Raw genomic sequence first — 13,973 nt, 5'->3', positions numbered from 1 at the left:
GAACCATATGGTTCAGTATTATTCTCAGACCCGCTTGGATGCCTCGTTTGCCGCGCTCTCGGACGCCACCCGACGCGGCGTTCTGGAGCAGCTCGGGCGTACAGACGCTTCGATCACGGAGCTTGCCGAGAAGTTCCACATGACCCTCACGGGCATGAAGAAGCACGTCGGCGTCTTGGAGCAGGCCGGGCTCGTCACCACGGAGAAGGTTGGGCGCGTGCGGACCTGCAAGCTCGGCCTACGCGGACTGGAGGAAGAGACGGCTTGGATCGAGGGGTACCGCCAGCTCTGGGACGCACGCTTCAACGAGTTGGACCAGATTGTCGAGAAATTGAAACGGAAGGAGAAAGCCGATGGACAAAAGAAGCGAGAGTGAGCCCATGAACAACCGTACGACGGTCGAACGGAAGTCCGACCGAGAGCTGGTCGTTACGCGAACCGTCAACGGCCCGGCGCGCATCGTGTTCGAGGCGTGGACCAAGCCCGAACTGTTCAAGCAGTGGTGGGCGCCGAAGTCGATGGGCATGTTCCTGCGTTCCTGTGAGATGGATGTTCGTACCGGTGGCACCTACCGTCTGGTGTTCGGCCACGATGCCTCAAACTCTGACGAGTTCTTCGGCAGGTATATCGAAGTGACACCACACTCGCGCCTCGTCTGGACCAATGACGAAGGTGGTGACGTTGGACCCGTCACCACGGTGACCTTCGAGGAAAAGGGTGGCAAGACGCTGCTGGTCCTGCACGAACTCTATCCCTCGAAGGAAGCTCTCGACGCTGCCGGGACCGGGGCGGCGGATGCGATGGGCGAGCAGTTCGAGCAACTGGACGAGCTTCTCGTCGCCCTGGGCGCGGTCGGGGGACGGTCATGAGGTTGTCCGCGCATGGAGTAGCGTCGACCGGTCGTTGATCGGACGGCGACAGCAAACATCCCAAGCTTGTGGATGGAGGTCCCCGTCGGGCTGGCCCGGGCTTACTCGTGCCGCAGCGCGTCGATCGGGTCGAGCCTGGCGCCACGCAGGGCCGGGAAGAAGCCGAACACCATGCCGATCAGTGCCGAGAAACCGACGGCGAGGAGGATGACCGCCGGGCTCGGTGCGAAGGGTATCGTCAGCGTCACCGCGGCAAGGCCGGCCAGCGCTAGGCCAATCAGGATGCCGATGATGCCGCCGAGCAGCGACAGCACCGTCGCCTCGACCAGGAACTGGATGAGGATGTGCTTTTCATGCGCGCCGATGGCGAGCCGGATGCCGATCTCGCGCGTGCGCTCGGTGACCGAGACCAGCATGATGTTCATGATGCCGATACCGCCGACCAGCAGGCTGACGCCGGCGACAGCACCCAGCATGCCGGTCATGGTGGTGGTGGCGCTGGCCATGGCGTCGGCGATCTGGGTCATGTCGCGGATGGCGAAATCGCTCTCGCGGTCGGGGGTGACGCGCCTGATATCGCGCAAGATATCCTCGACGCGCGGCTGCAGTTCGCTGGTCGGCGTCGTGTCGTCGGCGGCGATGTAGATGTTGTCGATGTCGCGGTTGCCGGCGATGCGGCGTTGATAGGCATGCAGCGGCATCAGCACCACATTGTCCTGGTCCTGGCCGAAGCCGGTATAGCCCTTGGGCTCGAGCAGCCCGATGATCTTGCAGGAGGTGCGGTTGACGCGGATGAACTCACCTTCCGGGTCGCCGGCGCCGAAGAATTGCTGGCGCACCGTCTCGCCGATCAGGCAGACGCCGGTGCCGGAGCGGGTTTCGGAATCGCTGAACGGACGGCCGGAAACCAGCTTCCAGTCGCGCGCATCGAGATAGGCGCTGTCGGTGCCGGTGACGCCCGAGGTCAGGCTTTCGGTGCCGAAGATGACGCGGACCTGCTTTTGCGAGGCCGGCGAAATGGCGCGCGCGCCAGTCAGATGCGCGACCAGTGCCGCGAGGTCCTTTTCGGCCAGCGGACGGACCACCTGGTCGAGCCCGCCCGGACCGCCCGGCCCGGCCGGGCGGCCGGAGCGGACGACCAGCAGGTTGCTGCCGAGCTTGGAGATGTCGGCCTTGACCTTTTGCGTGGTGCCGGAGCCGATGGTGAGCATGGCAATGACGGCGGCAACGCCAATGACGATGCCAAGCAATGTCAGGAACGAGCGCAGCACGTTGCGGCGGATCGAGCGCAAGGAGAGGCGGACGGTTTCCCAGATCATGGTTACGCCGTCTCCAGCTTCATGGAATCGGAAGCGACGTGGCCGTCGAGGAAGCGAATGGTGCGCTCGGCATAACCGGCGACGTCGGCCTCATGCGTGACCATGGCGATGGTCAGGCCAAGTTCGGTGTTGAGCTGCGTCAGCAACTCCATGATCTCGTGCGTGCGCGCGGTGTCGAGATTGCCGGTCGGCTCGTCGGCGACGAGCAGCGTGGGCCTTGTGACGATGGCGCGCGCGATCGCCACGCGCTGCTGCTGGCCGCCGGACAGTTCGGCCGGCGTGTGGTGCTCGCGGCCGACAAGGCCGACCTGGGACAGCGCCTGCATGGCAAGATCGCGGCGCTCGCGAGCGGCAACGCCGCGATAGATCAGCGGCAGTTCGACATTTTCCGCTGCCGTGGTGCGGGCCAACAGATTGTAGCCCTGGAAGACGAAACCGACATAGAGGTTGCGCAGCATGGCGCGGCGGTTGCGGTCGAGCCGGCCGGCGTCGATGCCCATGAAGGAATAGGTGCCGGCCGTCGGCGTGTCTAGGCAGCCGATGATATTCATCGCCGTCGACTTGCCGGAGCCGGATGGGCCCATGATGGCGACGAATTCGCCGCGCCGGATGGCAAGATCGACGCCGGCCAGCGCATGGACCTTGGCTTCGCCCTGGCCATAGCTCTTCCAGACCTTGTCGAAGGTGATGAGGGCAGCACCGGCAGCCACGGCCTCAGCTCCGCTGCTGCGATGCGGTGATGACCTCAGCGCCTTCCTTCAGGCCCGAGGTGATCTCGGTCAGCTCGCCATCGGTTGAGCCGATCCTGACGTTGACCGGATGCGGCCGCCCATTCTCCAGCACATAGAGCGTGCGCGAGCCGTCGGTGGGCGTCGTCGCGGCCTGACGCTGGCGGTTGCCGCCGGGGCGACCCATGCGGCCAGTGAACAGGTCGCTGAGGCTCCAGCCGCGGGCCGCCTGCTGGGCCGGGCGATAACGGAAGGCGGTGGCGGGTACGGTGAGCACGTCCTTGCCCTGCCGTGTGACGACCGAAACGGTTGCGGTCATGCCGGGCCGCAGCAACAGCTCGTTGTTGTCGACCTCAAGCCGTGCATTGTAGGTGACGACGCCGTCGGTGGTGACCGAGGCATAGGAAATGTCGCGGATCTCGGCGTCGAACGGCCGGTCCGGGAAGGCATCGACGGTGAAACGGGCATGCTGGCCGGTCTTGACCGCGCCGATGTCGGCCTCGTCGACCGCCGCCACCAGCTCCATGTTTCTGAGATCGGCGGCGATGATGAACAGCACCGGCGCCTGCAGCGAGGAGGCGACCGTCTGGCCGGGGTCGACCGAGCGCGTCAGCACGATGCCGTCGATCGGCGCATAGATGGTGCTGTTGGCGAGGTCGGTCTGCTGTGATTTCAGATCGGCATTGGCGATGGCGAGATTGGCCTCAGCGCTGTCGAGTGCCGCCTTGGAGCGGTCGCGCGTCGCGGTCGCCGCCTCGAGCGACTGGTCGGTCGCCATGCCACGATTGGTCAGCGAGGCCGCGCGGACAAGCGCCTTCTCATTCTCGGCGAGCGTCACCGTGGCGTCCTCGACATTGGCGGCCGCTCCCTTGGCGGATGCCTCAGCCCGCTCGATCTGGACCTGCAGCTTGGCGGTATCGAGGGCGGCCAGCACATCGCCCTTCTTGACCTGCTGGTTTTCCTCGACGGACACCGAACGGATGATGCCTGACAACTGGCTGGAAATATCGACCTGGGTGAGCGGCTGCAGCGTGCCGGTCGCCGACACGGCGACGGTGAGATCGGCCTTGGCGGCAGGCACGGTGGTGTAGTCGATCTTGCCCGGCGAGCCGGCATACCATTGATAAAGGCCAAGACCGGCGGCGAGCACGATCAGTGTCAGCAGCGCATAGAGCCAGCCACGCCGGCGCGTCTTGCGCAGACCTTGCCTGTCGAGCCCGAGCRCCGTCTCGATGGCGGAATCCGATTCCGTCTTTGGCAGATTGACAATCTGGTCCACGTCGGACCCCTATGATGCGCAATGTCCCTATCTGTGCACAGATCAGGCTGACTGGTTCAAATATCAAATTAAATTTCGCCCATGTTGGGATTGAGGCAGGCATGCAAACCCGGAATTACTTACTTTACGACGTGTTTACGACCGAGCGACTGGCCGGCAACCCGCTGGCCGTGGTGTTGGATTGCAAAGGTCTGGACACGGCCGCGATGCAGGCTATCGCACGCGAGTTCAACCTGTCCGAAACGGTCTTCGTGCTGCCGCCGGACAATCCCAAGCACAAAAACCGCATCCGTATCTTCACCCCCGACTATGAAATGCCGTTCGCGGGCCATCCGACGGTGGGCTCGGCGATTGCGCTGGCCGAACTGGCGGGAGAGGGCGGCGCCGGCATCTTCGTGCTGGAAGAAAACATCGGTCCGGTGCGTTGCGCCGTCAGCAAGCATGATGGCAACATTTTCGCCGAATTCGACCTGGCAAAGCTGCCGGAGCCGTTGGGGCTCGAAGCCGATCCGGAGGCGATCGGTGCGGCCCTTGGGCTGGCGCCGCACGAGATCGGCTTCGAGAATCACCGCGTCTCGTTCTGGTCGGCGGGTGTGCCCTATGTCACCATCCCGGTCGCCAATCTCGAGGCAGCGGGCCGAATCCGGCTGGACAACCAGGCGTGGTCGGAGCTGGCGCCGCGTAAGAGCGAGTGGGCCTTTGCCAGCCCCTATGTCTATTGCCGCGAGACGGTGAACCACGAAAGCGCGTTCCATGTCCGCATGATCGTGCCGGGCACGCCGTCCTATGAGGATCCGGCGACCGGCTCGGCGGCGGCCGCCTTCGCCGGCGCCATCATGCATTTCGACGCGCCGACCGACGGTGTTTCGCAACTGTGGATCGAGCAGGGGCTGGAGATGCACCGGCCGTCGCGCATCCGCCTCGAACTGACCGTGCAAGGCGGAAAACTGGCCTCGGCGCGTATCGGCGGCAACGCGGTCAAGGTGGCGGAAGGCAGACTGTTCGTCTAACCGTAGACGGGCTCGGTCGATTTGTCGGGAAATGATTCCGGCAGGGCTGGACAGGACCGATGGTGGCGGCTATATGCCCGCCAACGCCGGTTTTCGCCGGCCGAGTGGGTGCGTAGCTCAGTTGGTAGAGCAGCTGACTCTTAATCAGCGGGTCCACAGTTCAATCCTGTGCGCACCCACCAAATTCTTCAAAGACTTGGTGGAAAAGACCTGAAAGCGAGACGCGTTGACGCGTCTCGGGCATGCGCCGGATATGGTGCGGTCTTCCCAAGACTGGTTGTGAACCTGGCCTTCATGGCGATTTGACCGGCGGCACCCTCAACGGGGCATCAAAGGCTGCGATTGCCGCGCCGAAAAATGCGGTTCAGAAACCTGCCGAGCCGAAATGCGATGCCGTTGTCCGAACTTTGATGGCCATCGGCATCAATGCTGGCCTTGCCGCCCGAAAAATCACTGATGAGCCACCAGAAGAAAACCAGGAAAACCGCCAGAATCGCAGTGTCGATCGGGCCGTTACTTGAATATCCATTACGCCGAAGCACAACTGCAAGCAGCACGGCGATAGTCACAGCAGCGGCAGCAGGATGAAGTTTTTTCATCCACCAGGCCTATTCGAGAATCGTTACAATTGAAAGATACCGCCCTTGCTGTGATGACTGTGGCTTGTCCGATCTAAGCGGGAACTCGGCGTTTACTTCTCCGACACCCCAGCCTCGGCAAAACTTGCCATGCGGGCATGGCACTCCAGCGCCGAGCGGACGATGTTGACGGCGAGGCAGGCGCCGGAGCCTTCGCCAAGCCGCATGCCGAGATCGAGCAGCGGCGGCAGGCCGAGCGCTTCGAGCAAGCCGCGATGGCCCGATTCGGCCGAGACGTGTGCAGCGATCGTATGGGCGAGCCCTGTAGGGTGCAGCCTTGCCAGCGGGGCGGCGGCGGCGGTGCAGACGAAGCCGTCGAGCAGCACGGGTATGCCCAGATGGCGGGCGGCGAGCGTGGCGCCGAAGATGGCGGCGAGTTCGCGCCCGCCGAGTGCGGCGGCAACTCCCAGCGGATCGGCAAGGGCGGCGGTGTGGCGCTTCAGGCCGGCTTCGATGGCGACCACCTTGCGCTTGAGGCCGGCGTCGTCGACGCCGGTGCCGCGCCCGGTCCATTTTTCAGCGCCGCCCCCGAACAGCGCTGCCGAAATGGCGGCTGCCGGCGTGGTGTTGCCGATGCCCATTTCGCCGAAGCAGACCAGATCAAGGTCCTTCGTCACCGCGTCATAGCCGGCTGACACGGCTGCGAGAAACGCCTTGTCGTCCATCGCCGGCCCTTGCGTGAAGTCGCCCGTGGGATGATCGAGATCGAGCGGGATGACATCGAGGTCGGCGCCGGCGATGCGGGCGAGCTGGTTGATGGCGGCACCGCCGCCGGCGAAATTCGCCACCATCTGCACCGTGACTTCGGAAGGATAGGCCGACACGCCTTGCGCGGTGACACCGTGGTTGCCGGCGAAGACAAAGACCTTCACCCGGTCGAGTTTTGGCATATCGCGGCCCTGCCAGCGTGCCAGCCATGCTGCGATTGTTTCCAACCTGCCGAGGCTGCCTTGCGGCTTGGTCAGCGTGTCCTGGCGGCGGGCGACCGCATTTGCGGCGGCATCGCTTCCGGCGGGTAGATCGACGCAGGCGGCGCGCAGTTCATCGAGCGATTTGAAGGACATGGGGGCAAAGTCTCCGAGAAGGGAATCGGGCCAAGGGGGAATCAGGAAAGAGCTACGGAAGCGACGAGCAGCACGGCGATTTCACTCAACTGCTGCAAGGCGCCGATCGTGTCGCCGGTCTGGCCATCGATCTGGTTGAGGCAAAGGGCGCGGAAGGCGGCAAACAGCAGGCCGAGCAGGATAAGCGCGACAATGGCGCCGCCGAGCCCGAGCAACAGCAGAGGGATCGCGCCGAGCACGGCACCGGCTATGGCGGTTTCGAACGAGACGGTACCGGCATCCGCCGAGAGGCCCTCGGGCCGGGCCGGGGGCAAAAGGTGCATGAAGACGCCCAGCACGCCGCGCGAGGCGGCATGTGCGGCCACGAGGGCGAAGAGGGCCTGGGTGGGTTCTGTGAATTCCTGCAGGGCGCTCCAGCGGATCAGCAGCGACAGAGCGAGTGCTGCGGCACCGTAGGCGCCGATGCGGCTGTCGCGCATGATGTCGAGCTTGCGGCCGCGCGATTTGCCGCCGCCAAAGCCGTCGGCGACATCGGAGAGCCCATCCTCATGCAGGCAGCCGGTGGTGAGCAGGGTTGCCACAAGGGCAAGGGCCGCCGCCGGGCCCGTGGCGAGGCCAAACCGTTCCGCCGTGGCAAAGACGATGGCGCCGATCAGGCCGACGACAAGGCCGGCGACCGGGGCGGCCCAGATCGCGGCGGCAAGGCTGCGACCGCGAAAGTCGAAGACGGGCAGCGGCAGCCGGGTGAAGAAGACCAGGCAAAGCGCAATATCGCTAGGGATTTGACGGGGCGAACGGCTGAAGTTCTGGAATTTGAGCCGGATTTCTTCCCAAAGCCGGTTGCCATTTTTCGGGATCATGCTCTAGCCCCTCGCAATGGCGTGGAAGAAGGTGCCGCTGACATGGCCGCGCCGGTAACCCGAGGCGCCAATGGGGTTGCCCTGGCCGTCGGCGAGGTCGGCCAGCGGCTCGTCATTGCCCGTCGCGATCATCTGCGCATAGTGGAATTCGTGGCCGCGGATCAGTGCACCTTGCGCGCCCAACGGACAATCGGCGCGCAGCCGCGCCTCGCGGTAACCGAGATTCATCTTGCGTTTGGCAAAGCTGGTGGAATGGCCGAGTAGGCCGAGCATTCCATGGGTTTCGCCCGACGCGTCCTCCAGGGCTTCGCCCAGCACCATGAAGCCACCGCACTCGCCATGGATGGGCTTCGTCGCGGCGAATCCTGTCATTCCGGCACGGAAATTCGTCGCGGCGGCGAGCTTGCCGGCATGGAGCTCGGGATAGCCGCCGGGCAGCCAGCAGACATCGCAGCCTTCGTCGGGGGCTTCGTCGGCGAGCGGCGAGAACGGGATGATCTCAGCGCCGGCCTTGCGCCAGTGGGTCGCCACATGCGGATAGAGGAAGGTGAAAGCGGCATCTTCAGCCAGTGCAATGCGCTGGCCGGGCGGCGATAGCGCTTCGTCAAAGCCGCCGGGCGTCGGGGTGAGGGGGGTCGCCAAGGCCATGATGGCATCGAGATCGAGCGACTTCTCGGCCATGTCGGCCAGTCGGTCGAGATGCGCCATCAGGTCGTCATATTCGCCGGCCTGGACGAGGCCGAGATGGCGCTCGGGCAGGTTCAGCGTCGGGTCGCGCAGGATGGCGCCGACGACGGGCAGGCCGATCGCCTCGATGGCGTCGCCGGAGAGCCGGCGGTGGCGCTCGCTGCCCAGCCGGTTGAGCACGATTCCGGCCATGCGCACCTCCGGATCATAAGTGGCAAAGCCCTTGGCGACGGCGGCCGCCGTGGTCGACTGGCCGGAAACGTCGAGCACCAGCAGCACCGGCAGGCCATAGAGCCGGGCGAGGTCGGCTGCGGAGCCGGTGCGGCCGGGAGCCGCCGGAATGCCGTCGAACAGCCCCATGGCGCTTTCGAGGATGACGAAGTCGGTATCGTCAGCCGCTTGCGCGGCCAGTGCGTTGAGCAGCGATGGCGGCATCGCCCAGCTGTCGAGATTGACGCCGGACAGACCGGTAGCGGCGGTGTGGAAGCCGGGATCGATATAGTCGGGGCCCGACTTGGCGCCGCGTACTTTCAAGCCCCGCCGGGTCAGCGCGCGCAGGATGCCGATCGTGACGCTGGTCTTGCCCGAGCCGGAGCGCGGAGCGCCGATGATGATGGCGCGGGCGCTCACGGGTTGCCCGCCAGTGCCGCGCGCATGGCGACGATGCCGCCAACGACGATCAGCGCCGGCGAGGTCAGCCCGGCGGCGGCGGCTTCCTCGGCAATGGTGGCGAGCGTGGCGACGACGGTCTGTTCCTGCGGCGTCGTCGCGGCAACGATCACTGCCGCCGGCGTCGACGGCGCCAGCCCACCGTCGAGCAGTGCCGCGGCGATGAGGGGCAGATTGGCCATGCCCATATAGACGACGACCGGCTGGCCGGTGCGGGCGATTGCGCCCCAGTCGATATCGTCATCGGAACCGGCGGCGTGGCCGGTGGCCAGGATCACCGCCTTGTTGATGCCGCGCATGGTGGCGGGGATGCCGGTAGCGGCCAGCGCGCTCAGCCCCGATGTCAGGCCGGGCAGTACGCGGAACGGGATATGCTCCCGCGCCAACGCCAAGGCTTCTTCACCGCCACGACCGAAAATATAGGGATCGCCGCCCTTCAGCCTGACGACGCGGCGACCTTCGCGCGCCAGCCGGACCAGCAGGGCGGTGATGTCGTCCTGCTTCATCGACGGTTTTCCGCCGCGCTTACCGGCGAAGAAAAGCTCGGCGTTTGCGGCAACGGCTACGACATCGGAGGAGACCAGCGCGTCGTAGACCAGTGCATCCGCCTCGGCCAGGGCCGCCAGCACTTCCAGGGTCAGGCAGCCGGGGTCGCCCGGGCCGGCGCCGGCCAGCCAGACATGGCCGGGCTCTAGCCGGCGCGGCTTGAAATTCAGCCGGGACAACGCCTGCTCGAGCGTGGCGTTCTCGCCCTTGTTCCTGGTGCTGGCGCTCACAATCCGTCCCGTCCGCGAAAACGCCGCTGGTAGTGGGCGTCGTATAATGAACTCTCGCCAAAGCCTTCCGCCGCCAGCGAACGGCCGACGAAGATGATCGCCGTGCGCTCCATCGGATCGGCAGCGAGTTGTGCCTCGATTGTTTCCAGCGTGCCAGTCAGCACGCGCTCGTCCGGCCAGGAGGCGCGGAAGACGATCGCCACCGGGCAATCCGCACCATAGTGCGGCGTCAACTCGGCGACGACGCGATCGATGGCGTGGATGGCAAGATGTATGGCGAGCGTGGCGCCGGTGCGGCCGAAGCCAGCCAGCGTTTCACCAGGCGGCATCTTTGAGGCGCGGCCGGAGATGCGGGTCAGCACCAGGCTTTGCGCGACTTCGGGAATGGTCAATTCGCGGCGAAGTGCTGCGGCCGCGGCGGCGAAGGAGGGGACGCCCGGCGTCAGCGTGTAGGGAATGCCGTGCTTCTCCAGCCGCCGGATCTGCTCGGCAACCGCGCTCCACACCGAAAGGTCGCCGGAATGCAGACGGGCGACATCATGGCCGGCCTTGTGCGCCTCGAGACACGCGGCCTCGATCTCGTCGAGCGACATCGGCGCGGTGTCGATCAGTTTTGTCCCAGGCGCACAGTGCTGCAGCAATTCGGGCGCGACGATCGAACCGGCATGCAGGCAGACCGGGCAGCTTGCCAGCAACCTGGCGCCACGCAGCGTGATGAGATCGGCGGCGCCTGGACCGGCACCGATGAAATGCACGGTCATGGCGCGTCTCCGCTGATGGCGATGGCGCAGGTCACGGGGCCGTGCACTGTACGGGCTCCAAGCAGCCTCGCGCCCCTGCCGGCGACGGCAAGCGCGGATGCTTCGGAAACCGATGGCGTGCCGGCCAGATCCTGTGAGAGAACGGATTGGCTGAGCGTGGCCGACGAGGCTGCCTCGATCGCGGCCTCGTTGGCGATGATGATCGGAAGATCGAGCTGATGTCCGGCGGCGAAAATGGCCTTTTCGTCCTGCTTCAGGGGAGCTGTCGCCAAGGCAGACAACGCTGTCATCGTCAGCCCGTGCGTTTCCAGCGCGGTTTCTATCGCCGCGAGTACGTCTTCGACTGTCACGCCTTTTCGGCTGCCGATGCCTGCGACCATCATGGCTTCACCCAATTCCATTGGGTGACCGGCATGGCAGGCCGCCACGCCTGCATCGAGCCCACCGGCGACGCGCGGGATATGTTTATGCGGGTAAGGTCGCCGCCGAGCGAGACGTGGCGCGCGAGAAGCAGGGTTTCCATCTCCAGTGTCACCGCGTTGGCGACGAGACGGCCGCCGGCGCGCAGGGCCTTGATGGCAGCGTTCAACACGCCGGTATCGCTGCCGCCGCCGCCGATGAAAATCGCGTCCGGCGTGTCCAACCTGGCGAGCGCCTTGGGTGCACTGCCCTCCATCACGATCAGGCCGGGAACGCCACAAGCAGCAGCGTTGCGGCCAATGCGGGCGGCTCGGATCGGGTCCGCCTCGATGGCGATGGCGCGCATCGAGGGATGGGTGAGCATCCATTCGATGCCGATGGAGCCGGAGCCGGCGCCGATGTCCCACAGCAACTCGCCGCGACGTGGCGCCAGCGCCGACAGGGTGATGGCGCGGATTTCGCGCTTGGTGATCTGGCCGTCATGGTCGAACAGATGATCGGCAAGGCCAACCGTGAGCGGCAGGACGCGCGCATCAGGACCCGATTCAACGTCGATCGCCAAAACATTGAGCGGATTGATGTTTTCGAGGTCGAAGGCATCGGCGCGAGCCGAGCGCAGGTTTTCGTTCGGACCGCCTAGCGCCTCAAGAACCGTCAGCCGTGATGCGCCGAAGTCGAGTTCGGTCATCAGGCGCGCGATTGCAGCAGGCGCTGCGGCGTCCGACGTCAGCGCCAAGATGCGCGCTTTCGGCTGCAGCAGCGGCCGGATCAGGTCGAGCGGCCGGCCATGCAGCGACACGGTGTCGATATCCGGCAGCGGCCAGCCAAGGCGGGCCGCTGCCAGCGAAACGGCCGATGGTGCCGGGATGACATGCATCTCCCGCGCCTTCACCTTGCGGGCGAGAGTGGCGCCAACCCCATGGAAGAACGGATCGCCGGAGGCGAGCACACAGACGTTTCTGCCGGCAAGCGCCAGCACATCAGCCATCTCGGCATCGAAAGGAACCGGCCATGGGCGCGCCTCGCCCTTGGCGAAGGAGGCGACAAGGGCGAGGTGCCGCTTCCCACCGAAGATAATCTCCGCCTTGGCGATCAGCCGCTTGGCCTCGTCGCCGAGACCCGCTAAACCGTCCTCGCCGATGCCGACGACTGTAAGCCATCTTGAGTTGAGCTTGGCGCCGCGCGGTCCTTCAGCAGGCATGATGACCCACCGCATTCTGATCCTCGGCGGAACCACGGAAGCCCGGCAGCTGGCCGGAAAACTGACGGCGCGCGCCTCGGTCACGCTGTCGCTGGCCGGCCGCACCGAAAGCCCGGTTGCGCAAGGGGTGCCGGTGCGAACCGGAGGGTTTGGCGGCGCCGATGGGCTGGCTGCCTATCTGCGGGACACTCGCACCGACCTTCTGATCGACGCCACCCATCCCTACGCAGCGCGAATCTCGGCCAATGCGGCGCAAGCCGCGCACGTGGCCGGCGTGCCTATTTTGGCCCTGAGGCGGCCGGGCTGGGAGCCTGTCGCAGGCGACCTCTGGACGCAGGTCGATATCGTCAGCGATGCCGTGCAAGCGCTGGGTCCCGCGCCTCGTCGCGCCTTTCTGGCGCTGGGCCGGCAAGAGGTTGCCGCTTTCGAAGCAGCGCCCCAGCATCACTATCTCATCCGCAGCGTCGATGCGGTCGAGCCGAAGCTGGCCGTTCCCGATGCTCACTATCTTTTGGCCCGGGGGCCGTTCCGCGAGGCGGAAGAACGTACGCTGCTCGAAGAGCATCGCATCGACATCGTAGTGTCCAAGAACAGCGGCGGCGAGGCGACCTATGGAAAGATCGCCGCGGCGCGAGCACTTGGCATCGAGGTGGTCATGGTCCGCAGGCCGGCCTTGCCGGATGTTCCTTCGGCTGAAACCGTCGAAGCGCTGGCCGCCATTGTCAACCAGTTCGGGGCCGATCATCTTCTCTGACCTGTGGACGAGCGCGGCGTGTAGACCAGCGCAGGTCTGTCGTTGCGCTTGATGATCCTGGTTTCTGGCGAGCCGATGATGATGCAGGTCGCCATATCGGCTTTTTGTGCGTCGACATCGGCCAGTAGGAACACGTCGATGCGCTCGTCCGGACGGCCGGCGGCACGGCCGAAAATCACCGGCGTGGTGCCGGGCAGGATGGCGGTCAGGCATTCGAAGGCGCGGCCGAGTTGCCAGGGGCGCGCCTTGCTGATCGGATTGTAGAGCGCGATGACGAAGCCGGCGCCGGCCGCCGCCAGCAGGCGCAGCTCGATCAGTTCCCAGGGTTTCAGATTGTCGGACAGCGAAATGGCGCAGAAATCATGGCCGAGCGGGGCACCGATGCGGGCGGCAACCGCGAGCATGKCGGTGATGCCGGGCACCACATTGACATCGACCGCACGCCATTCAGCCGGGCCGGCCTCGATCGCCTCGCAGACTGCAGCCGCCATGGCGAAGACGCCGGGGTCGCCACCGGAAACGACGGCGACGTCATGGCCTTCCGCGGCTTTGGTCAAGGCGTCCTTGGAGCGGGCGAGTTCCTCGCGGTTGTCGGAGGCAACGCGAGTCTGGTCCGGGCGCAATTCGAGCCGGTCGAGATAGGGCTTATAGCCATAGAAGAACGCTGCCTGCGCCACCGCGTGGCTGGCCTCAGGCGTCACCTGATTGGCATTGCCGGGCCCGAGCCCGATGACGGTGATACGGCCGCTCATGCCTGCGCTCCCAAGGCGCCGGGCCGGCCGGACCAGCCGGCGACCAGCACGATGGCAAAATAAGGCGCCTTGTCGTCCTGCTTGTCGGCAAGTCGCATCGAGACGCTGCCGGCCATGGTGCCGCGCTCGACATAGACGGCGCGCGCCAGCTTGCCGGTTGCCTCCAGCGCTCGCCTGATCTTGGGC

Annotated in this window: 16 protein-coding genes, 1 tRNA gene and 1 pseudogene; 5 read left to right on the top strand and 13 right to left on the bottom strand. The window is 65.7% G+C overall.

The genetic code is table 11. From position 1 onward, the window contains the following. Window positions 1–7: 7 nt before the first annotated feature. Both AC1D0I_RS13380 and AC1D0I_RS13375 read left to right on the top strand, forming a co-directional pair. Window positions 8–376: an ArsR/SmtB family transcription factor gene (locus tag AC1D0I_RS13380; RefSeq protein WP_477228792.1), complete on the top strand. Its 369-nt coding sequence runs from the start codon at window positions 8–10 to the stop codon at window positions 374–376. A gap of 4 nt (window positions 377–380) precedes the next feature. Further along, a complete protein-coding gene (locus AC1D0I_RS13375) occupies window positions 381–869 on the top strand; it encodes an SRPBCC family protein (RefSeq protein ID WP_477228781.1) in 489 nt (162 codons plus the stop codon). A 101-nt stretch (window positions 870–970) separates the two neighbouring features. On the opposite strand, the gene AC1D0I_RS13370 is transcribed toward AC1D0I_RS13375, so the two are convergent. The 3 genes from AC1D0I_RS13370 to AC1D0I_RS13360 are packed head-to-tail and all read right to left on the bottom strand — an operon-like array spanning window position 971 to window position 4,195. Next, entirely contained in the window at window positions 971–2,188 is a 1,218-nt protein-coding gene (locus AC1D0I_RS13370; RefSeq protein ID WP_477228780.1) for an ABC transporter permease, read from the bottom strand. A 2-nt stretch (window positions 2,189–2,190) separates the two neighbouring features. Then, complete coding sequence (locus AC1D0I_RS13365; RefSeq protein ID WP_477395592.1) at window positions 2,191–2,898, bottom strand: ABC transporter ATP-binding protein; 708 nt, start codon at window positions 2,896–2,898, stop codon at window positions 2,191–2,193. A gap of 4 nt (window positions 2,899–2,902) precedes the next feature. Next, window positions 2,903–4,195 (bottom strand): efflux RND transporter periplasmic adaptor subunit, encoded by a 1,293-nt coding sequence (locus tag AC1D0I_RS13360; protein ID WP_477395590.1) that lies wholly within the window; start codon window positions 4,193–4,195, stop codon window positions 2,903–2,905. Between the two features lie 101 nt (window positions 4,196–4,296). Here AC1D0I_RS13360 and AC1D0I_RS13355 point away from each other — a divergent pair, with 101 nt between their 5' ends. After that, window positions 4,297–5,205, top strand: a complete 909-nt coding sequence (locus AC1D0I_RS13355; RefSeq protein WP_477395588.1) for a PhzF family phenazine biosynthesis protein — start codon at window positions 4,297–4,299, stop codon at window positions 5,203–5,205. A 106-nt stretch (window positions 5,206–5,311) separates the two neighbouring features. Next, window positions 5,312–5,387, top strand: a tRNA-Lys gene (locus tag AC1D0I_RS13350). 147 nt (window positions 5,388–5,534) lie between these two features. On the opposite strand, the gene AC1D0I_RS13345 is transcribed toward AC1D0I_RS13350, so the two are convergent. From AC1D0I_RS13345 to cbiE, 8 genes are all read right to left on the bottom strand, one after another. Beyond that, on the bottom strand, window positions 5,535–5,804 hold the full coding sequence (locus AC1D0I_RS13345; RefSeq protein WP_477395586.1) for a hypothetical protein: 270 nt from the start codon (window positions 5,802–5,804) through the stop codon (window positions 5,535–5,537). 92 nt (window positions 5,805–5,896) lie between these two features. Next, window positions 5,897–6,907: a nicotinate-nucleotide--dimethylbenzimidazole phosphoribosyltransferase gene (gene cobT / locus AC1D0I_RS13340; protein WP_477395584.1), complete on the bottom strand. Its 1,011-nt coding sequence runs from the start codon at window positions 6,905–6,907 to the stop codon at window positions 5,897–5,899. A gap of 41 nt (window positions 6,908–6,948) precedes the next feature. After that, window positions 6,949–7,767, bottom strand: coding sequence for an adenosylcobinamide-GDP ribazoletransferase (locus AC1D0I_RS13335; protein WP_477395582.1), 819 nt, complete (start codon window positions 7,765–7,767; stop codon window positions 6,949–6,951). Window positions 7,768–7,770: 3 nt separating this feature from the next. Continuing rightward, window positions 7,771–9,084, bottom strand: a complete 1,314-nt coding sequence (locus tag AC1D0I_RS13330; protein WP_477395580.1) for a cobyrinate a,c-diamide synthase — start codon at window positions 9,082–9,084, stop codon at window positions 7,771–7,773. Then, complete coding sequence (gene cobA / locus AC1D0I_RS13325) at window positions 9,081–9,899, bottom strand: uroporphyrinogen-III C-methyltransferase (protein ID WP_477395578.1); 819 nt, start codon at window positions 9,897–9,899, stop codon at window positions 9,081–9,083. The genes AC1D0I_RS13330 and cobA overlap by 4 nt, the downstream gene beginning before the upstream one ends. Further along, a complete protein-coding gene (cobM, locus tag AC1D0I_RS13320; protein WP_477395576.1) occupies window positions 9,896–10,660 on the bottom strand; it encodes a precorrin-4 C(11)-methyltransferase in 765 nt (254 codons plus the stop codon). The genes cobA and cobM overlap by 4 nt, the downstream gene beginning before the upstream one ends. Next, window positions 10,657–11,043: a cobalamin biosynthesis protein gene (locus AC1D0I_RS13315; protein WP_457150227.1), complete on the bottom strand. Its 387-nt coding sequence runs from the start codon at window positions 11,041–11,043 to the stop codon at window positions 10,657–10,659. Before AC1D0I_RS13315 ends, cobM begins: the two co-directional genes overlap by 4 nt. After that, window positions 11,040–12,281 (bottom strand): precorrin-6y C5,15-methyltransferase (decarboxylating) subunit CbiE, encoded by a 1,242-nt coding sequence (gene cbiE / locus AC1D0I_RS13310; protein WP_477395574.1) that lies wholly within the window; start codon window positions 12,279–12,281, stop codon window positions 11,040–11,042. The genes AC1D0I_RS13315 and cbiE overlap by 4 nt, the downstream gene beginning before the upstream one ends. A 1-nt stretch (window position 12,282) precedes the next feature. On the opposite strand from cbiE, the gene AC1D0I_RS13305 reads away from it, so the two are divergent. Continuing rightward, window positions 12,283–13,035, top strand: a complete 753-nt coding sequence (locus tag AC1D0I_RS13305) for a cobalt-precorrin-6A reductase (protein WP_457150225.1) — start codon at window positions 12,283–12,285, stop codon at window positions 13,033–13,035. On the opposite strand, the gene AC1D0I_RS13300 is transcribed toward AC1D0I_RS13305, so the two are convergent. Next, on the bottom strand, window positions 13,023–13,787 hold the full coding sequence (locus AC1D0I_RS13300; protein WP_477395572.1) for a precorrin-3B C(17)-methyltransferase: 765 nt from the start codon (window positions 13,785–13,787) through the stop codon (window positions 13,023–13,025). The two genes, AC1D0I_RS13305 and AC1D0I_RS13300, sit on opposite strands and share 13 nt — an antisense overlap. Continuing rightward, window positions 13,784–13,973, bottom strand: a pseudogene (locus tag AC1D0I_RS13295) (precorrin-2 C(20)-methyltransferase); the annotation flags it as partial. The pseudogene AC1D0I_RS13295 and the gene AC1D0I_RS13300, both read right to left, overlap by 4 nt.

Source organism: Mesorhizobium sp. P2_D1, from assembly GCF_056404455.1.
Note: the sequence above shows the minus strand (reverse complement) of the source record. Positions and strands in the feature narration are given on the sequence as shown.